Here is a 17,818-nt window from a genome sequence, read left to right as displayed (position 1 = left end):
GGCCGGGATGCGCGGCCCGGAATCCGGGCCGCCCTGAGGGCTTCAGGCCGCCGAGACGTCGACCCGGATGTTGCCGCGGGTGGCGTGCGAGTACGGGCAGACCACGTCGGCACGGCGCACGAGATCCTCGGCCTGGGCGTGGTCGATGCCGGGCAGCGTCGCCTTGAGGGCCACCGTCAGCCCGAAACCGGTGCCGTCGTCGCGCTTGCCGATTCCGACGGTCGCCTCGACCTTCGCATCCTCGGCGATCTTCACCTTGTCCTGGGCGGCGACGAACTTGATCGCCCCGAGGAAGCAGGCGGCATAGCCCGCCGCGAAGAGCTGCTCCGGGTTCGTGCCCGGGCCACCGCTGCCGCCGAGCTCCTTCGGCGTCGCGAGCGAGACCGACAGGCGCTCGTCGGTCGTGGCCGCCGAACCTTCACGGCCGCCGGTGGCATGGGCGTTTGCGGTGTAGAGGGCCTGCATCGGGATCTCCTGTGGTGAAGGGGCGTCGATCGCGCGCGGCGCCGGGCCGCCGCCCCGCGTTATCGATTGCGCGCAATCGATAACGGCGTCATACCGGCTTTCTACATTGTGCGCAATCGACATCGGCGCGACGCAACGCACATTGTGTCGTCACAGCGTTATGGCTACGATATTGCATTCCGACATGAGGTGCGCGCAGCAAGGGCGGGCTGCCGAACAGGAGTTGTGTATTGATGCCAGCCCAGTCCTCCCCGAAGCCTCGGATGTCGACGCGTGGCGGGGGTCCGGACCTCGATGTGCCGACGCGGCCGATCGATTCGGCAGATCCGCAGCGTCTGGACAATCAGCTCTGCTTCGCGGTCTACGCGGCGGCCCACGCCTTCGGACGGGCCTACCGGGTCCTGCTCGGCGAGCACGACCTCACCTATCCACAGTATCTCGTGCTTCTGGTGCTCTGGGAGGAGGAAGGGCTCACGGTCAAGGAGATCGGGACGCGGCTGTTTCTCGATTCCGGCACCCTGACGCCGCTGCTCAAGCGCCTCGAAGCCTCGGGCCGGGTGCGCCGGTCGCGCGACCGCGTGGACGAGCGGCAGGTCAGCATCTTCCTCACGGACGAGGGTCGTGCCCTGCGCGACCAGCTCGCCTGCGTGCCGGGTCAGGCCGGCGGGATGACCGGGCTCGATCTCGACGGTCGCAAATCGCTGCTCGACCACCTCGTCACCCTGCGCGAGGGGCTGCACAAGGGCGCTGCCTGAGGCGCGTCGGCGGCCCTTACGAAAAGGCCGCCCCCGCGGGGCGGGGACGGCCGGACCGGGCGTGCTTGGTTGCGGCCTGGATGCCGATCAGGACTGGGTCTTGAGGTAGGCGATCAGGTCGTCGAGCTTCTTGTCGTCCTTGAGGCCCGGATAGACCATCTTGGTGCCCGGAACCTTCGCCTTGGGATCCTTGATCCACTCGTGCAGGTTCGCCTCGTCCCAGGTGAGGCCGGAATTCTTCAGGGCGGCGGAGTAGCTGTAGCCCTCGTAGGTGCCGGCCTTGCGCCCGACGACGCCCTTCAGGTCGGGGCCGACGCCGTTCTTCTGAAAATTGTGGCACGCCTTGCACGGCGCGAAGGCCTTCTCGCCGGCCGCGGCATCGCCCTCGGCATGAGCGGCGACGGGCAGAAGCAGCGCGAGCGCGGCGCCGAGGATCATATGACGCATCTGTTTTTCCTCCATTGGGCGGGGACGCCACCGGTCTTATGGCAGAGCTTCGGCCCTTAGAACAGGTCGAGACTGCGACCCGGTTCGCGATTGGCGCTGCTCCGCGGAGAGGAAGATCCGCGCCGCGTCGCGGTTCCGTTTCTCAGCTCATCTTCAGAGAACCTCGGCGCAACGCGACGTGGATGCGCCGGCTCTCCCGATCCGCTAGGATGGACTTCGATGCGGCCCGTTCCTTCCACAGGTGATCCTCGCGGATCGAACCTGAGCGGAGGCTGAAGCCGCCGCCGTCATGGCCGGCTCGCCGCGCCGCGATGGCCCCCGGGGATGAACGCGCGAGGCGAGAGGCCGATGTCGATCCGCTTTCCTGAACCCGATCCGAAGATCCTGGCACGGCGGGAATCGATCCTGGCCGGTCTGCGTCCCCTCGTCGGGCCCGAGGCGCTGGTGACGACCGAGGACGAGCGCCGTGCCTTCGAGACCGACGGGCTCACCGCCTATCGCAAGCTGCCGCTCGCCGTGGTGCTGCCCTCCACCACCGCCGAGGTCTCGGCCGTGATGGCCTATTGCCACGCCAACGGGGTCCGCGTGGTGCCGCGCGGCGCCGGCACCTCGCTCGCGGGCGGCGCCATCGCGCAGGAGGACGCGATCATCCTTGGCGTCGGCAAGATGACCCGCGTGCTCGACCTGGACTACGCCAACCGCACCGCGCGGGTGCAGAGCGGCATCACCAACCTGGCGATCTCCGGCGCCGTGAGCCACGAGGGCTTCTTCTACGCCCCGGATCCGTCGAGCCAGCTTGCCTGCACCATCGCGGGCAACATCGCGATGAATTCCGGCGGCGCGCATTGCCTGAAATACGGCGTCACCACGAACAACCTGCTCGGCGTCACCCTGGTGATGAACGACGGAACCGTGGTCGAGATCGGCGGCGCCCACCTCGACAGCCCCGGCTACGACCTCCTCGGCCTCGTCTGCGGCTCTGAGGGCCAGGTCGGCATCGTCACCGAGGCGACCGTGCGGATCCTGCGCGCGGCGGAGGGCGCCCGCCCGGTCCTCGTCGGCTTCCGGCGGGTGGAGGACGCGGGCGATTGCGTCGCGGCGATCATCGCGGCTGGCATCATCCCGGTGGCGATCGAGTACATGGACCGCGAGGCGATCCTGATCACCGAGGATTTCGCCAAGGCCGGCTACCCGCGCGACGCGGAGGCGATGCTGATCATCGAGGTCGAGGGCTCGGATGCCGAGTGCGACGCGATGCTCGCGCGCATCGAGGCGATCGCCCAGGATTACCGCCCGACCAGCGTGCGGGTCTCGCGCTCCGAAGCGGAATCGGCCGCGATCTGGAAGGGGCGCAAGTCGGCGTTCGGCGCAACGGGGCGGATCTCCGACTACATCTGCATGGACGGCACCATCCCGACCGGGCAGCTCGGCCCCGTCCTGGAGCGGATTGGGGCGATCTGCGCGGGCAAGGGCCTGCGCGTCGCCAACGTCTTCCACGCGGGCGACGGCAACCTGCATCCGCTGATCCTGTTCGATATCAACACGCCCGGCGAGATGGAGAAGGCGGAAGCCGCGGGCGACGAGATCCTGAAGCTGTGCGTGGAAGTGGGCGGCTGCCTGACCGGCGAGCACGGCGTCGGCATCGAGAAGCGGGAGCTGATGCGCTTCCAGTACAACCAGGCCGATCTCGATCAGCAGATGCGTGTGAAGAACGTGTTCGACCCGGGCTGGCTCATGAATCCCGCCAAGGTCTTCCCGCTCGACGGGCGCGTCGCCGCCTGAGCGCCGGGGACACGGCGGCGATCCCCGCCGCGACGCGGCGCGGCCGAGGCCTTCCGCGCCTGCCTCGGCCTCGGTCTCTCTGCCTTCGCGGCGCTCGGCCCGCTGCGGGTGCCGCCCTGGCGCGTCGTGCTCGCGGCGGCCGGTGCCGGCGCGGCCATCGGCCTCACCGGCTGAGGCGGCACGGGAGCCGGTGCGCCGCGCGCGTTGACTCGCGCGGCCGATCCCCACATGCGTGGCGCATGGACCGTCCGCACATTCCGGCAGGCATCATCGACGCGCGCGACACACCGGCATCGCGCCTCACGAGGGCGGGCGCCCGCCCGTGAGCGCCGGGCTGCCGCCGGCCTTCCGGCGCCTAGCCGAGGCCAGCGAGACGGGACGCGAGATCCTCGGCCGCGACTGGTCCGCGAGTCCGCTCGGACCGATCTCGGACTGGCCCGTCTCGCTGCGCACGACGCTCGCGACCCTGCTCGCCTGCCCGAGCGCGATGTACCTCGCCTGGGGGGACGCCCTCGTCAGCTTCTACAACGACGCCTACCGTCCGATCCTGGGAGACCGCATCGGGCGGGCGCTCGGCACCCCGTTCCCGGAGCTCTGGGCCGATCTCTGGGACGATGTCGGACCGCTCTGCGCGAGCGCCCTCGCGGGAAAGCCCGTCGCAGTGCGCGACCTGCCCCTCGTCATGCGGCGCTTCGGAGAGCCGGAACAGACCTGGTGGACGTTCTCCTACTCCCCCGTGCACGACGATGCGGGGGCGGTGGCCGGCATGGTCTGCATCACCGCCGAGACCACCGCCCAGGTGCTCGCCGAGCGCAGGCGCCAGGCGAGCGAGCAGCGGCTGGAACACGCCCTCTCGGCCGGCAACAGCATCGGCACCTGGGACTGGGACATCGCCGCCGACAGCGTCACCGCGGACGCGCGCTTCGCCCGCCTCTACGGCGTCGATCCCGAGGCTGCGGCGCACGGAGCGCCGATCGGCGCCTTCTTCGACGGGATCCACCCGGACGACTCCGCCCGCGTGCAGGCCGCCATCGCGACGGCGATCCGCACCGGCGCCGACTTCGTGCAGGAATATCGTCTGGTCCGGGCCGGCGACACCCGCTGGGTGACCGCCCAGGGCCGCTGCATCTACGACGCGGACGGACGGCCCGCCCGGTTCCCGGGCGCCTCCTTCGACATCACCGAGACGCGGCGCGCCACCGAGGCGCTGGCGGCGAGCGAGGCGCGGCTGCGCGCGGTGTTCGACGCGGTGCCCGCGGGGCTCGTCATCGCCGAGGCGCCGTCGGGCCGCGTCGTCGACGGGAACGCCCGGGTCGCCGAGATCCTGCGCCATCCGATCCACGAGACGCCCGATCTCGCGAGCCACGCCCGCTGGGGGGCGCTCGATGCGGAGGGGCAACCGATCGCCGCCGCGGACCTGCCCCTGGCGCGCACGGTCCGGACGGGCGAGCCCGACGCGGCCGACGTCCTCTATCGCCGCGGCGACGGCAGCATGGCCTGGCTGCGCCTCGCCAGCGCGCCGATCCGGGAGGACGGCACCGGCCGGCTGATCGGCGGCGTCGTGGCGATCGACGATATCGACGCGCGTCGCCGCGCCGAGGAGGCCGTGCGCGCCGGGGCGGCGGAGCTGCGGCTCATCGCGGACATCCTGCCGATCCTGATCGGCTTCGTGGATGCGAACCTGATCTACCGCTTCGCCAATGCCGCCTACCGGACTTGGCTCGGGATCGCGCCGGAGGCCGTGATCGGCCGCCCGATGCACGCGGTGCTGGGCGAGGCGATCTTCGCGGCGCGGCGCCCCCAGCTCGAGCGGGCGCTCGGCGGCGAGGACGTCCAGTTCGAGACGGATTGGCCGGACCTCCAGGGCCGCTCGCGGATCACGGCGATCCGCTTCCTGCCGCGGCGCTCGAATGCCGGTGCGGTCGACGGCCTGTACATCTTCGTCCACGACATCACGGAGCGGCGCGCCGTCGAGGCGGCGTTGACGCGCGAGGTCGCGATGCGGACGCAGGAGCGCGACCGCCTCTGGGAGACGACCTCAGACCTGATGGGCACCGCGGGGCTCGACGGTTTCCTGAAGGCGGTGAACCCGGCCTGGACCCGCATGCTCGGCTGGAGCCGGGAGGCGCTCCTGGCACGGCCCTTCGCCGAGATCGTCGATCCGGCCGACCACGCCACGATGGCGACCGTGCTCGCACAGCTGCAAGCCGGCGAGAGCGTGTACGGGTTCGTCGACCGGGTGCTCTGCCAGGACGGCGGCTACCGCACGGTGATGTGGTCGGCCGTGCCGGACGGTCCCCATTTCTACATCGTCGGCCGCGACATCACCGAGCAACGGGAGGCCGAGGGCCAGCTGCGGCAGGCGCAGAAGATGGAGGCGGTGGGCCAGCTCACCGGCGGCATCGCACACGACTTCAACAACCTCCTCACCGGCATCGTCGGCTCCCTCGACCTGATGCAGACCCGGATCCGTCAGGGCCGCATCGACCAGGTCGAGAAATACGTCGGTGCCGCCCTCGCCTCGGCGCACCGGGCCGCCGCCCTCACCCACCGGCTGCTCGCCTTCGCCCGCCGCCAGCCGCTCGAGCCGCGCCCGGTGGCCGCCAACGCCCTGATCCTCGGGATGGAGGATCTGCTGCGCCGGTCGCTGAGCGAGCGGATCCATCTCGAGATCGTCACGGCCGGCGGGCTCTGGCTCACGCTCTGCGATCCGCACCAGCTCGAGAATGCCATCCTCAACCTCGTGATCAACGCCCGGGACGCGATGCCGGATGGCGGGCGCCTCGTCGTCGAGACCTGCAACACGCATCTCGACCGGGCCTACGCGCGCCTCCATCCGGGGATCGTGCCCGGCCAGTACGTCTGCGTCTGCGTGACCGACACCGGCATCGGCATGGCGCCCGAGATCGTGGCGAAGGCCTTCGACCCGTTCTTCACCACGAAGCCGATGGGCCAGGGCACCGGCCTCGGCCTCTCGATGATCTACGGCTTCGCCCGGCAATCGGACGGGCATGCCAAGATCTACTCCGAGCCCGGACAGGGCAGCACGGTGAAGCTCTACCTGCCGCGCTTCCGCGGTCCGGCCGTGCCGGACCACGTCGCGGCGGGCGACGCCGCGGTGCCCGAGGGCCGGGGCGAGACGGTGCTGGTGGTCGAGGACGAGGCCGTGGTGCGCGACGTGATCGTCGAGGTGCTGCACGATCTCGGCTATCTCGCGCTGGAGGCGGCGGACGGCCCGGCGGGCCTCGCCCTCCTCGAGGGCGGCGGACGGATCGATCTTCTGGTCACCGATGTCGGCCTGCCGGGTCTCGACGGCCGGACATTGGCCGAGCGGGCCCGGGTCCGCCGCCCGGACCTGAAGGTGCTGTTCATCACCGGCTACGCCGAGAACGCGATGTTCGGAAACGGCCTGCTCGATCCCGGGATGCAGATGATCACCAAGCCGTTCCCGGTGGAGGCGTTGGCGACGCGGATCCGCGAGATCATCGAGGGATAGGCATGTGGGGACCGACCCGAACCGCGTGGCTGGCGGCGGCGATCCAGCGCGGATGCGAAATCTTCACGCCGAGTCTGTCCACCGCAATCTCGTGTCCTGAGGATTCGCCATGCGGCGATCGATGGCGATAGGCCTCTCTGCCGTCGCACTCAGTTCGCTGCTGGCAGCGTCGGTCGTGAGCTGCGTCCAGGACCAACGCTCGGGATTGGCGGGTGATCCGGGATTCTTGACGTCGCTCGCTCGACTGGACGTGCCGTCCCTGGTCATCGCTCAGACCATCCATCCGGATACCTGCACCCGGATCGGTGCCTCAGTGACCTGCCGAGGCGTTCCCCTGCATCATTACACGGGAAGCCCGGGTGGCCCGGAACGATGCGTCACCTTCGAGTGGCGGATCGGCTTCCGAGGTGAGCCGCACGGTTTCATGGATTCGTCGAGGCCGTACGATTCGATTGACGACACCTGGGTCGAAAAGGCGAGCTGGGAAACCGATATCGCCGCACGGCAACGCCTCGGCCTCTATCCGGCCGCGCGATGAGGACGAGATCTGACTCGATCGGGATTTCCCGAGTGCGGGCGGTGCCTACTCGGCGGCCGGGAGGCTGAGGCTGAGGAGGCGCGCGGTGCGGGCGCGGGCGCCGGTGCGCAGGGTGTCCTCGCCGGTCGCGGGCTCGCCATCCTGAGAGCCGCGCTGCACGGCGACTTGTCGGCGCGCATCCGTGATCGCCGCGTGGACGGCGTCGACCGCGAGGATCAGCGCGCTGACCGTGCGGGCATCGATGCTGCGCTCCCGCGCGTACTGGACCACGTCGGCGACGAGCCCGTCCGTCTCGATCGCGAGGGCATCGAGATCTTCGGCCCGCGTCGCGGCGCGGGCCTCGCGCATCACGTCGAGCAGGCGGTCGAGCACGAAGTCGATGCGCTCGCGCTGCTTGCGGGCGAGGCGCTGGCCGAGCCAGGCCACCCCCGAGCCGATGGTGCCGCCGAAGAAGGCGAACAGGTAGATGTAATCCTCGTAGCGCTCAAGGAACGTCTGCTGCTCACGCTCGAAATAGTCGACCGCGCCCGGATGGTTCGGCAGCCGCGCGGAGGTCGCCGCCACGGTCGAGTCGAAGTCGGGCGCCTTCATCAGCTTGGCGACGGGGGCGACGGTGGCGAGGCGCGAGCGCCACTCGAACAGGTGCTGGGTGACGGAGGCGACGGTGACGCGGTTCACCGCGCTGCGGGCCATCAGCCGGTAGGAGGCCCCGACGGTCTTGACCTCCTCGGCGGGACGCTTCGGACGACCGCCGAAGGTGCCGGCCGGGATGGTGACGGCTTGCAGCTCGGGATAGCGCTGGAGGATCGCGTCCGTGTCGGGCACCGCGACGAGGCCGACCTTGTGGTCCGGCGCGCCGACCTCGACGGCCCGCACCGTCGCCACGGCCGGCTTCGAGGACGGGCTGGCGATCACCGCCACCACGTCGACCCGCTTCTCGGCGATGGCCGCCGTGACCTCGCCGGGCTTCAGCTGGACCAGCGCGACGTGGCCCGCCGGGGGCTCCTCCCCAGCCGGGAAGTCGGAGGCCGCCACGGCGAGATCGTAGAAGGCCAGCATGTTGGTGATGAAGGGCAGGTCGGCGCCGTGGCGCACCACGACGCCGATGCGCTTGCGCGCGAGATCGGGAAAATCGTCGATGTCGGAGGCTTCGGGCGCGGCGACGACCAGCGCCTCGTCGTGCAGGATGGCGAGGGTCAGCCCGTTCTCGGGCAGGAACACGTCGGGCCGCACGATGGCGAGGTCGGCGCCCCCGGCCTGGAGCGCGGCACCGCTGTCATGCACGTCGCCGTAGCGGACGATCTTGAGCCGCACGTCCTCGCGGGCACGGGTCAGAGCGTTGGCGTAGGCCTCGACGAGGCCCGCCTCCAAGCCGTCCTGCGGCGCCACGGCCACGATCAGCGTCGTCGGCCGCGACAGGTAGAAGACCCCGGCCGCCGAGGCGGCCAGTCCGAGGGCGAGCAGGACGAGAATCCACTCGCGTCTCAAGACGAATGCCGACACTGCGTGGATGAGGCCATGCTCGATCCTGTCGCGCTGCGTGCGTTGCATGATGGCACCATGCAACCCAATCCTGTCCAGATCGTGAAGAACCCGTGACGCGCGACATCGTTGCCGATGACCGCCCGCCTTCCCCGGAGAACGGCCCGTCCACGATGACGCAGCCCGATCAGCGTTCCGATCCGAAGCCCCCGCCGCCCGTCACGGCGGCCTATCTCGAGCGCGCGGCGCTGCATTACCTCGAGCGCTACAGCGCCTCGTCGGAGATGCTGCGGCGGACGCTGGCGCGGCGCGTCGACAAACGTGCCCGCGCCCGGGGCGAGGATCCCTCGGCCTTCGCCGAGATGATCGCCGCGACCGTCGTCCGGGCCGTTTCCGCGGGTCTGGTGGACGACGACCGCTTCGCCCGCGCCCGCCTCGCCACCCTGCGGCGGCGCGGGACTTCGCGGCGGGGGGCTGCCGCCAAGCTCGCGGCCAAGGGCGTCGGCCGCGAAGTCGTCGACGCGGCAATCGCGGAGGAGCAGGCGGGCGCGGGCGACGACCCGCAGGCGGTCGAGGCCGAGGCCGCCCGGGCCTATGCCAAGCGGCGGCGTCTCGGGCCCTTCCGGCGGCCCGACCAGCGCGCCGCCCATCGCGAGCGCGACCTCGCGGCGATGGCGCGGGCCGGGTTCGCCTACGCTCTCGCGCGCCGGACCGTCGATGCCGAGGACGCGGAGGACCCGCTCGCCTGAGACCGCGCGCATCGTCGCTGGAAGCGGCGGGCGGCGCGCCTAACTCCGCTGCCGGGATCCGAGCCCGTGCGAGCCTGCGCGGGCCGGCGATCGCAGGGAGTAGCGAGCATGATCAATCGCAGGGCGCACGCCGTCTGGCAGGGCAATGGCAAAGAGGGCAAGGGGCAGCTGACCACGCAATCGGGCGTGCTCAAGGACCAGCCCTACGGCTTCAACACCCGGTTCGAGGACAAGCCGGGCACGAACCCCGAGGAACTGATCGCGGCGGCTCATGCCGGCTGCTTCACCATGGCGCTGGCCTTCCAGCTCCAGGCCGCCGGGCTCGCCGCCACCGAGATGACGACCGAATCCGTCGTCACCCTCGAGAAGGACGGCGACGGCTTCAAGGTGACGAAGTCGGCCCTCACCCTCACCGCTGAGATCCCCGGTATCGATCAGGCCAAGTTCGACGAGCTGGCGCACGCGGCCGAGACCGGCTGCCCGATCTCGAAGGTCCTGAACGCGGAGATCACCCTGAAGGCGACGCTCAAGCAGGGTTGAGCCCCGGCCGGTGCCGTGCCCCGATCCGGGGTGCGGCATCGCGCTCCGGGACGGCGCCCGTGCCGGCCTTGCCTTCGCGGCCGAACCGTTCATTGTTTGTTCGATGGACGAGACATTGGCGAAGAAGCTGCGCATCCTGGCGGATGCCGCGAAATACGATGCGTCCTGCGCCTCGTCCGGAGCGCCGAAGCGCGCCGCGGGCCGGGACGGGCTCGGCTCGACCACGGGAGCCGGCATCTGCCACGCCTACACGCCGGACGGGCGCTGCGTCTCCCTCCTCAAGATTCTCCTCACCAACTGGTGCCTGTTCGACTGCGCCTATTGCGTGAACCGGCGCTCGTCCAATGTGCGCCGGGCGAAGTTCACCGTCGAGGAGGTCGTTCGGCTCACCGTCGAGTTCTACAAGCGCAACTATATCGAGGGGCTGTTCCTCTCGTCCGGCATCATCAAGTCGCCCGACCATACGATGGAGCTGCTCACCCGCGTGGCCAAGTCGCTGCGGCGCGACCACGGATTTGCCGGCTACATCCATCTGAAGTCGATTCCCGAGGCGAGCCCCTGGCTGATCGAGGAGGCCGGCCTCTATGCCGACCGGCTCTCGATCAATGTCGAGCTCCCGACGGAGGCGAGCCTGGAGCGCCTCGCGCCGGAGAAGGACGGCGCCGCGATCCAGGGCGCGATGGCCCAGATCGGGGAGCGCATCGTCGAGGCGAAGGCCGAGAAGCGGCGCTTCGCGCCGGCCGGCCAGTCGACCCAGGTCATCGTCGGCGCGGATGCCACCACCGACGAGGCGCTGATCCGCAAGAGCGCGCATCTCTACGACGCGGTCGGATTGAAGCGGGTCTATTACTCGGCCTTCAGCCCGATTCCGGACGGCTCGGCGATCCTGCCGCTCAAGCCTCCGCCGCTCCAGCGCGAGCACCGCCTCTACCAAGCCGACTGGCTGATCCGGTACTACGAATTCTCGCCCGACGACGTGGCGGATGCCGCCGAGGACGGCATGTTTGCCCTCGACATCGACCCGAAGCTGGCCTGGGCGCTCAAGCACCGGGCGCGCTTTCCCGTCGATGTGAACCGGGCGGATCGCGAGATGCTGCTGCGCGTGCCGGGGCTCGGGGCGCGGGCGGTCGACAAGATCGTGAAGGCCCGCCGCCACGCCAGCCTGCGCCTCGACGACATCGGCCGGCTGACATCGGGATTGAAGCGGGCGCGGCCCTTCCTGGTCGCGGCGGATTACACCCCGGGCGCGGCGACCGACCGCCTCGGCTTGCGGGCGCAACTCGCCCCGCCGGCCGAGCAACTGAGCCTGTTCTGATGGGGGGCGTGGCGCAGATGCGCGACCCCACGCGCGATCCCGCGCACGCGCCGGAGCGGATCTGCGCCGTGGCTTTGCGGCCCGGTGCGGATCTCGACGGCTTTCGTGCCGCCGCCCGGCGCCTTGCGGCCGAGGCAATTCCTCCCGAGCGCGTCGCCTGGACGATCGGGCAGGACGGCCTGTTCGGCGCGCTGGCGGAGGCGCCCACAGAGGCGGCTCCGCTCCGCCTTCCCCGCGCCGTCGCCGACCTCGTGCCGATGGTGGTGCCCCACCGCGATCCCGAGCGCTACGCGCTGCTCTACGCCCTCATCCACCGGGTGAACGCGGGCGAGCGGCACCTGCTCGAGGTCGCGAGCGACCCGCTCGTCCATCGCCTGAACCTGATGCGGAAGGCCATCGCGCGGGATCTTCACAAGATGCACGCGTTCCTTCGCTTCCGGCGCTCGGACGCGGAGGGGGCTGAGCGCTTCTGCGCCTGGTTCGAGCCCGATCACCACATCCTCGCCGCCGCGGCGCCGTTCTTCGTGGAGCGCTTCCGGGCGCTCTCCTGGTCCATCCTGACGCCGGAGGCCAGCGCCCATTGGGACGGAGAGGCGCTCCGCTTCGGGCCGCCCGGCCGTCGCGAGGACCTGCCGGCCGGCGACGGCTTCGAGGCCGGCTGGCGCGACTATTACGAGAGCACCTTTAACCCGGCCCGCACCAACCTGCGGGCGATGCGGGCCGAGATGCCGAAGAAGTATTGGCGGAACATGCCCGAGACGCTGGCGATTCCGGCTCTCGTGCGGGCGGCCGCGCCCAGGACCGCGGCGATGATCGAGAGGGAGCCCAGCGTGCCGGCGAAGCGTGATCCCGTCCGCGCCGTCGCGGCGATGTCCGATCAGGACCCGACCTCGCTCGACGCGCTCAACGCCATCATCCGGCGCAGCGCTCCCCTGGTGCCGGGCGCGACGCAGGCCGTGCTCGGCGAGGGGCCGGTCGGCGCCACGATCGCCTTCGTGGGCGAGCAGCCGGGCGATCAGGAGGATCGCCAGGGGCGTCCTTTCGTCGGGCCCGCCGGGCAGCTCCTGTCACGCGCAATGGCCGAGGCCGGGATCGACCGCGGCGCGAGCTACCTGACGAATGCGGTCAAGCACTTCAAATTCGAGGAACGCGGCAAGCGCCGCATCCACCAGAAGCCGACGGCCGGCGAGGTCAGCCACTATCGCTGGTGGCTCGATCGCGAGCTCGACTTTGTGGCGCCGCGCCTCGTCGTGGCGCTCGGTGCCACGGCGGTGCTGGCGCTGACCGGCAAGGCCGTGCCCATCACGCGCGCCCGCGGCCCGTTCCGGTTCGAGCGCTTCGACAACCGTTTCCAGGGCTTCATCACGGTCCACCCGTCCTATCTCCTGCGCCTGCCCGACGAGGCGAAGGAAGAGGCCTACGCGGCCTTCGTGGACGACCTGCGGCGCGTCGAGGCGCTGGGACGGGAACTGGCGGCCTAGCCTGTCCTGAGGGCTCAGCCGCTGCGGCTCACGAAGGGGCAGGCCGCCTCGAACGGCCCGAGGATGACGTCGCCCGGGTTGGGATTGTTCACCGTGAAAGGCGCCGTTCCCTGCGTGCCGAACATGCCGCGCCCGAATTCGCGCGTCAGGAACTGATTGCCGAAGCGGATGAAGCAGCGGTCGAGCACCGCCTCGTAGTCGAAGCTGGTCTGGGCGATGGGCGCAGCCGCCGCGTCGCCCGGGAGGCCGCAATAGGCCGAGAGGCTGATCCGTCCGGGATGCGCCAGACGGATCGGCACCGAGCGGCCGGGCAGCAGGGTCACGGGCGGGCCGCCGTCGCGGCTCGCCACCAGCACGTAGGACGAGCGGTTGTAGATGCGGCGGACGCATTCGGCGGACGCATCCGTGCTCAGGGCACCCAGGACGACGAGTGCGCCGACGGCGCATGCCCCGCGCCGGGTCAGGGTCTGGCTCCAGTTCCTCATCGCCGATCCGTCCTTACGCGACCTGTGCCCAAACGGCTGATCCAGTGATAGGGCGTTGGCCCCGGCCGCCAAGCCTCCACCGCACCGGCGCGACCGGATCCCCGTGGATGGCGGCGGCGATCGGCTTGACGGCGGGGCCGGCGCGGCGCCATCCGGAACAGATGACGAACGCGACGTCACGGCCAGCCGTCATCGTCCCGCCGTGTCCTGGCGCGCCGGCGCTCCGCAAGATCATCCACATCGACATGGATGCGTTCTACGCCTCGGTGGAGCAGCGCGACGATCCGGCCCTGCGCGGCCGTCCGGTCGCGGTCGGCGGCTCGCGCGAACGCGGCGTCGTCGCCGCCGCGAGCTACGAGGCGCGCGCCTTCGGGGTGCGCTCGGCCATGCCCTCCGTCACCGCGCGGCGGCGCTGCCCGGAACTGATCTTCGTGAAGCCGCGCTTCGAAGTCTATCGGGCGATCTCGGACGAGATCCGTGCGGTCTTCGCCGAGCATACCGACCTGATCGAGCCGGTGGCGCTGGACGAGGCCTATCTCGACGTCACCGAGAATCGCCGGGGCCTGCCCACGGCCACCGCGGTCGCCCGTGCGATCCGGGCCGCGATCCGCGAGCGCACCGGCCTGATCGCCTCGGCCGGCGTCTCCTACAACAAGTTCCTGGCCAAGGTCGCCTCGGACCACCGCAAGCCGAACGCCCTCTTCGTGATCACGCCGGAGATGGGCCCGGCCTTCGTCGAGACCCTGCCGATCGGGCGCTTCCACGGCATCGGTCCGGTCACCGAGGCGCGGATGCGCGCCCTCGGAATCGCGACCGGCGGGGATCTGCGCGCGCGGAGCCGGGAGGATCTCGTCGCCGCCTTCGGGAGCGCCGCCGGCTACTATCTCGGTCTCGCCCACGGCGTCGACGAGCGGCCGGTGCGCGCGCACCGGGTGCGCAAGTCGATCGGCGCGGAGACGACCTTCGGGGACGACGTGTCCGATTACGCGGTGCTCGCCGAGCGCTTGCGACCGATCGTCGACAAGGTCTGGCTCGCGAGCAGCCACAAGGGCGTCCGCGGACGCACCGTGACGCTCAAGCTCAAATACTCCGACTTCACGCAGGTGACGCGTGCGCGCTCCGACCTGTGTCCGGTTCCCGACCGCGACGCCCTCGAGCGGATCGGCCTCGCGCTGCTGCGCGGCCTCTATCCCCTGCCCCGCAGCGCCCGCCTGATCGGCCTCTCGCTCTCCGGCCTCAGCCACGGCACCGAATCGGAGCCCGAGCAGCTCGGTCTCGCGCTCTAAGCCTGGAATCCCGCCCAGCGCGGTCGCTCCGGTCAGTTCGGCAGACCGTCTGAGCCAAAGTCCGCGCAGAAGAACGCCGAAAAATCCCGCGCGGACCCGGGTGTCCTCCTCTTTTTCCCACAGGCCTCAACACTTTGAGGATGATGCCATTCCCATTAACCCAGTTAAGTTGCACCATGTTGGCGCGGCCTTAGCCTTTTCTGGAGGCTATCGAGAGACCAGATGGCGCGGCATTTCATCCGCAAGTTGGAACTGTTCACGCGGTTGTCGGGAAGGGACCGGCAGGCGTTGGAGGCCGTCGTCGCCGAGAAGCGGCGCCAGATCGGATCCCGCGAGGACATCATCCGCGAGGGCGACAACCCGACCCACGTCACCCTGATCCTTGAGGGCTGGGCCTGTCGCTACAAGCAGCTTGAGGACGGCCGGCGCCAGATCATCGCGTTCTTCCTGCCGGGCGACCTCTGCGACACGCATGTCCACGTCCTGCGCGAGATGGATCACTCGATCGGCACGCTCACGCCGGTCACCTTCGCCGAGATGTCCCGCGAGGCGCTCGGGGCGATCGCGGTCGACCATCCGCGCCTGATGCAGGCCCTGTGGTGGGACACCCTGGTCGCGGCCTCGATCCAGCGCGAGTGGACGGTCAATCTTGGCCAGCGCTCGGCCAGCGAAAGGCTCGGGCATCTCCTGTGCGAGCTGTTCCTGCGCCTGCGCGGCATCGGCCTCACCGAGGGCGACACCTGCCTGTTCCCGCTGACGCAGGCAGACCTCGCCGACGCGATGGGCCTGTCGACCGTGCATATCAACCGAACGCTGCAGGAACTCCGTGGCGCGGGCCTGATCGTGCTCAAGGGGCGCCACCTCGTCATCCCCGATCTCGCGGCCCTGCAATCCGCATCGCTGTTCACGCCGAACTACCTGCACCTCGAGCGTGTCGGCCGCCATCTCGACGCCATCGAACCGGTGGAGTGGTCGACCGGTTGACAGAAGCCGGCTTCGGTTGCTCTCACCTCGTCACGCTTCGCGGACGCCCGGACATGCCGGACATGACAGACCCGCCCGACCCGCCCGTGACCGTCGCCTCGTCCGACGCCTCGTCCGTCTTGGCCGCGCCCTCTTCGGCTTTCTCCGAGGAGACCTTCGCCCGGATCGTGAGCACCATCCCGCAATTGGTCTGGCGCTCGCTCGATGCCGGGCAGTGGACGTGGTGCAGCCCGCAATGGAGCCGGTTCACCGGGCAAGCCGAAGGGGACGCTGTCGGTCTCGGCTGGCTCGACGCCATCCATCCGGACGACCGGGACCGCACGAGCGCGGCTTGGCAGGCGGCGGATTCGAGCGGCCGGCTCGAGGTCGAGCACCGGATCTGGCTCGCGGATTCGGGCACCCATCGCTGGTTCGAGACCCGCGCCCTGCCGCTGCTCGACGAGGGGGGGCAGCGGCGCGAGTGGTTCGGCACCGCGACCGATATCCACGATCTCAAGACCCTGCAGGAGGAGCAGGCGCTGCTGCTCTCGGAGTTGCAGCACCGGGTGCGCAACGCGCTTGCGGCGGTGCGCGTCATCGCCCGGCGCTCGGCCGAGACGAGCGAGAGCGTCGAGGATTACGCCATGCATCTCGACGGCCGGCTCGGCGCGGTCTCGCGGCTCCAGGGCGCGGTTCTCCGAAACCCGACCGCCGGGATCGGACTCGCCATGCTGATCGGCGAGGAGCTGGCGGCCTGCCGCGCGCGCGAGGGCGTCGCCTTCACCCTCGACGGGCCGCCCGTCCAGCTCGCCTCGCGGACGGCCGACCGGCTCGGGCTCGCCCTGCACGAACTGGCCACCAACGCCGTCAAGTTCGGCGCCCTGGCGCACCCGGACGGCCACATCGCGGTCTCGTGGCGCTCCGAGACGTGCGCGGGCGGGCCCTGCCTCGCGATCGACTGGGTCGAGACCGGCGTCCCCATCGACGTCGCGGCGGAGCGCCGTTCCGGCTTCGGCACGGACGTCCTGCAGCGCATGCTGCCGCACGACCTGATGGCCGCCACCGCCCTGACCGTCGCGCCCACGGGCCTGTCCTGCTCGATCGTGCTGCCGCTCGGCAACCCGCCGCAATTCGCGCTCTGAGGCCCTCCGCCGCCGTGCCGGCCCTCGCCCGCCCGGTGTGGACAAGCCGCCCCGCAAGCGGTGCGCGAACACACCGAACGTTCGGCGAAGCCTGCGTATTCCGCCCGCATCCAAAATCTTCGTGGGCCTGTGGAACCCGATGCCTATGCCCACGCTTGTAATGGCAAAGGTTATTGCACAGGTAGGCTTACGATGAAGACCTCGGCCACCGCCCTCGCCGCCCTCCTGGGCGTCTGTGTTCTTGCCGTGAGCCCCGCGCTCGCGGCCTCCTCCTACGATCCCTTCGGCTCGAACGACGCCGAGGATTATTACGCCGGGGACGACCAGCCCTACGGCTACCAGGGCACGCCGAGCCGCGGCTACGGCCAGGGTGTGCAATCCGCACCGCAGGCGCAGGTCCAGCCGATCCCGCGCGAGATCGTGAGCTTCAACGCCAATTACGCGCCGGGCACCGTCGTGGTCTCGACCGCCGAGCGTCGCCTGTACTTCGTGCTACCCAACGGCGAGGCGATCCGCTACGGCGTCGGCGTGGGCCGGCCCGGCTTCACCTGGTCCGGGGTGAAGACCGTGACCGCCAAGCGCGAGTGGCCCTCGTGGACCCCGCCGGCCGCGATGCTGGCCCGGCGCCCCGACCTGCCGCGCTACATGGCCGGCGGCATCGAGAACCCCCTCGGCGCGCGCGCCATGTATATCGGCAACACCGAGTACCGCATCCATGGCTCGAACGAGCCGGACACGATCGGCCAGGCCGTGTCCTCCGGCTGCATCCGGATGACCAACGACGACGTGACCGATCTCTACGAGCGGGTGAAGGTCGGAGCCAAGGTCGTCGTCCTGAACTGATCCCGTCGCTTCGGCGAGCGGGCGGTGCGCCGGGGCTCCCGCCCCGTGC

16 protein-coding genes are annotated in these 17,818 nt (G+C 70.4%); 12 read left to right on the top strand and 4 right to left on the bottom strand.

Going from position 1 to position 17,818, the window contains the following annotated elements; all coding sequences use genetic code 11:
- Positions 1–42: 42 nt before the first annotated feature.
- Positions 43–465 (bottom strand): organic hydroperoxide resistance protein, encoded by a 423-nt coding sequence (locus ACS5RC_RS19935; RefSeq protein WP_478345643.1) that lies wholly within the window; start codon positions 463–465, stop codon positions 43–45.
- Positions 466–728: 263 nt separating this feature from the next.
- Between ACS5RC_RS19935 and ACS5RC_RS19930 the strand changes: the two genes are divergently transcribed.
- Positions 729–1,220: a MarR family winged helix-turn-helix transcriptional regulator gene (locus tag ACS5RC_RS19930; RefSeq protein ID WP_478345642.1), complete on the top strand. Its 492-nt coding sequence runs from the start codon at positions 729–731 to the stop codon at positions 1,218–1,220.
- Positions 1,221–1,307: 87 nt separating this feature from the next.
- On the opposite strand, the gene ACS5RC_RS19925 is transcribed toward ACS5RC_RS19930, so the two are convergent.
- On the bottom strand, positions 1,308–1,667 hold the full coding sequence (locus ACS5RC_RS19925) for a c-type cytochrome (protein ID WP_478345641.1): 360 nt from the start codon (positions 1,665–1,667) through the stop codon (positions 1,308–1,310).
- Positions 1,668–2,015: 348 nt separating this feature from the next.
- On the opposite strand from ACS5RC_RS19925, the gene ACS5RC_RS19920 reads away from it, so the two are divergent.
- From ACS5RC_RS19920 to ACS5RC_RS19910, 3 genes are all read left to right on the top strand, one after another.
- A complete protein-coding gene (locus tag ACS5RC_RS19920; RefSeq protein ID WP_478345640.1) occupies positions 2,016–3,449 on the top strand; it encodes an FAD-linked oxidase C-terminal domain-containing protein in 1,434 nt (477 codons plus the stop codon).
- 322 nt (positions 3,450–3,771) lie between these two features.
- Complete coding sequence (locus ACS5RC_RS19915) at positions 3,772–6,945, top strand: PAS domain-containing protein (protein WP_478345639.1); 3,174 nt, start codon at positions 3,772–3,774, stop codon at positions 6,943–6,945.
- Between the two features lie 109 nt (positions 6,946–7,054).
- Positions 7,055–7,483: a hypothetical protein gene (locus ACS5RC_RS19910; RefSeq protein WP_478345638.1), complete on the top strand. Its 429-nt coding sequence runs from the start codon at positions 7,055–7,057 to the stop codon at positions 7,481–7,483.
- Positions 7,484–7,528: 45 nt separating this feature from the next.
- Here the strand turns inward: ACS5RC_RS19910 and ACS5RC_RS19905 are convergent, their stop codons facing one another.
- A complete protein-coding gene (locus ACS5RC_RS19905) occupies positions 7,529–8,971 on the bottom strand; it encodes a TAXI family TRAP transporter solute-binding subunit (protein ID WP_478345699.1) in 1,443 nt (480 codons plus the stop codon).
- Between the two features lie 167 nt (positions 8,972–9,138).
- On the opposite strand from ACS5RC_RS19905, the gene ACS5RC_RS19900 reads away from it, so the two are divergent.
- The 4 genes from ACS5RC_RS19900 to ACS5RC_RS19885 all read left to right on the top strand — a co-directional run bounded on the left by ACS5RC_RS19900 (position 9,139) and on the right by ACS5RC_RS19885 (position 13,050).
- Positions 9,139–9,714, top strand: a complete 576-nt coding sequence (locus ACS5RC_RS19900; protein ID WP_478345637.1) for a RecX family transcriptional regulator — start codon at positions 9,139–9,141, stop codon at positions 9,712–9,714.
- Between the two features lie 108 nt (positions 9,715–9,822).
- Positions 9,823–10,254, top strand: coding sequence for an OsmC family protein (locus tag ACS5RC_RS19895; protein ID WP_478345636.1), 432 nt, complete (start codon positions 9,823–9,825; stop codon positions 10,252–10,254).
- A gap of 103 nt (positions 10,255–10,357) precedes the next feature.
- Positions 10,358–11,569, top strand: a complete 1,212-nt coding sequence (locus ACS5RC_RS19890) for a putative DNA modification/repair radical SAM protein (protein WP_478345635.1) — start codon at positions 10,358–10,360, stop codon at positions 11,567–11,569.
- Positions 11,570–11,586: 17 nt separating this feature from the next.
- Positions 11,587–13,050 (top strand): UdgX family uracil-DNA binding protein, encoded by a 1,464-nt coding sequence (locus tag ACS5RC_RS19885; RefSeq protein WP_478345634.1) that lies wholly within the window; start codon positions 11,587–11,589, stop codon positions 13,048–13,050.
- Positions 13,051–13,064: 14 nt separating this feature from the next.
- Here ACS5RC_RS19885 and ACS5RC_RS19880 read toward each other — a convergent pair whose 3' ends face one another.
- Complete coding sequence (locus ACS5RC_RS19880) at positions 13,065–13,535, bottom strand: hypothetical protein (RefSeq protein ID WP_478345633.1); 471 nt, start codon at positions 13,533–13,535, stop codon at positions 13,065–13,067.
- 161 nt (positions 13,536–13,696) lie between these two features.
- Between ACS5RC_RS19880 and dinB the strand changes: the two genes are divergently transcribed.
- From dinB to ACS5RC_RS19860, 4 genes are all read left to right on the top strand, one after another.
- Positions 13,697–14,821 (top strand): DNA polymerase IV, encoded by a 1,125-nt coding sequence (gene dinB / locus ACS5RC_RS19875; RefSeq protein WP_478345632.1) that lies wholly within the window; start codon positions 13,697–13,699, stop codon positions 14,819–14,821.
- Between the two features lie 222 nt (positions 14,822–15,043).
- The gene (locus ACS5RC_RS19870; RefSeq protein WP_478345631.1) at positions 15,044–15,805 is read left to right on the top strand and encodes a Crp/Fnr family transcriptional regulator; all 762 of its coding nucleotides are present in this window, start codon (positions 15,044–15,046) and stop codon (positions 15,803–15,805) included.
- A 62-nt stretch (positions 15,806–15,867) separates the two neighbouring features.
- Complete coding sequence (locus tag ACS5RC_RS19865; RefSeq protein ID WP_478345630.1) at positions 15,868–16,926, top strand: sensor histidine kinase; 1,059 nt, start codon at positions 15,868–15,870, stop codon at positions 16,924–16,926.
- Between the two features lie 192 nt (positions 16,927–17,118).
- A complete protein-coding gene (locus tag ACS5RC_RS19860; protein WP_478345629.1) occupies positions 17,119–17,769 on the top strand; it encodes a L,D-transpeptidase in 651 nt (216 codons plus the stop codon).
- Positions 17,770–17,818: the final 49 nt, after the last annotated feature.

The sequence above is a fragment of the Methylobacterium sp. HJ2 genome, assembly GCF_056431005.1.
This window is presented reverse-complemented; position numbering and strand designations above follow the sequence as displayed.

Excerpts from the sequence above, each read along its gene's own strand:
- ACS5RC_RS19865 (WP_478345630.1), top strand. The coding sequence starts at position 15,868 with ATGACAGACCCGCCCGACCCGCCCGTGACCGTCGCCTCGTCCGACGCC.
- ACS5RC_RS19870 (WP_478345631.1), top strand. The coding sequence starts at position 15,044 with ATGGCGCGGCATTTCATCCGCAAGTTGGAACTGTTCACGCGGTTGTCG.
- ACS5RC_RS19935 (WP_478345643.1), bottom strand. The coding sequence starts at position 465 with ATGCAGGCCCTCTACACCGCAAACGCCCATGCCACCGGCGGCCGTGAA.
- ACS5RC_RS19930 (WP_478345642.1), top strand. The coding sequence starts at position 729 with ATGTCGACGCGTGGCGGGGGTCCGGACCTCGATGTGCCGACGCGGCCG.
- ACS5RC_RS19885 (WP_478345634.1), top strand. The coding sequence starts at position 11,587 with ATGCGCGACCCCACGCGCGATCCCGCGCACGCGCCGGAGCGGATCTGC.
- dinB (WP_478345632.1), top strand. The coding sequence starts at position 13,697 with ATGACGAACGCGACGTCACGGCCAGCCGTCATCGTCCCGCCGTGTCCT.
- ACS5RC_RS19880 (WP_478345633.1), bottom strand. The coding sequence starts at position 13,535 with ATGAGGAACTGGAGCCAGACCCTGACCCGGCGCGGGGCATGCGCCGTC.
- ACS5RC_RS19900 (WP_478345637.1), top strand. The coding sequence starts at position 9,139 with ATGACGCAGCCCGATCAGCGTTCCGATCCGAAGCCCCCGCCGCCCGTC.
- ACS5RC_RS19890 (WP_478345635.1), top strand. The coding sequence starts at position 10,358 with ATGGACGAGACATTGGCGAAGAAGCTGCGCATCCTGGCGGATGCCGCG.
- ACS5RC_RS19860 (WP_478345629.1), top strand. The coding sequence starts at position 17,119 with ATGAAGACCTCGGCCACCGCCCTCGCCGCCCTCCTGGGCGTCTGTGTT.
- ACS5RC_RS19925 (WP_478345641.1), bottom strand. The coding sequence starts at position 1,667 with ATGCGTCATATGATCCTCGGCGCCGCGCTCGCGCTGCTTCTGCCCGTC.
- ACS5RC_RS19895 (WP_478345636.1), top strand. The coding sequence starts at position 9,823 with ATGATCAATCGCAGGGCGCACGCCGTCTGGCAGGGCAATGGCAAAGAG.
- ACS5RC_RS19910 (WP_478345638.1), top strand. The coding sequence starts at position 7,055 with ATGCGGCGATCGATGGCGATAGGCCTCTCTGCCGTCGCACTCAGTTCG.
- ACS5RC_RS19920 (WP_478345640.1), top strand. The coding sequence starts at position 2,016 with ATGTCGATCCGCTTTCCTGAACCCGATCCGAAGATCCTGGCACGGCGG.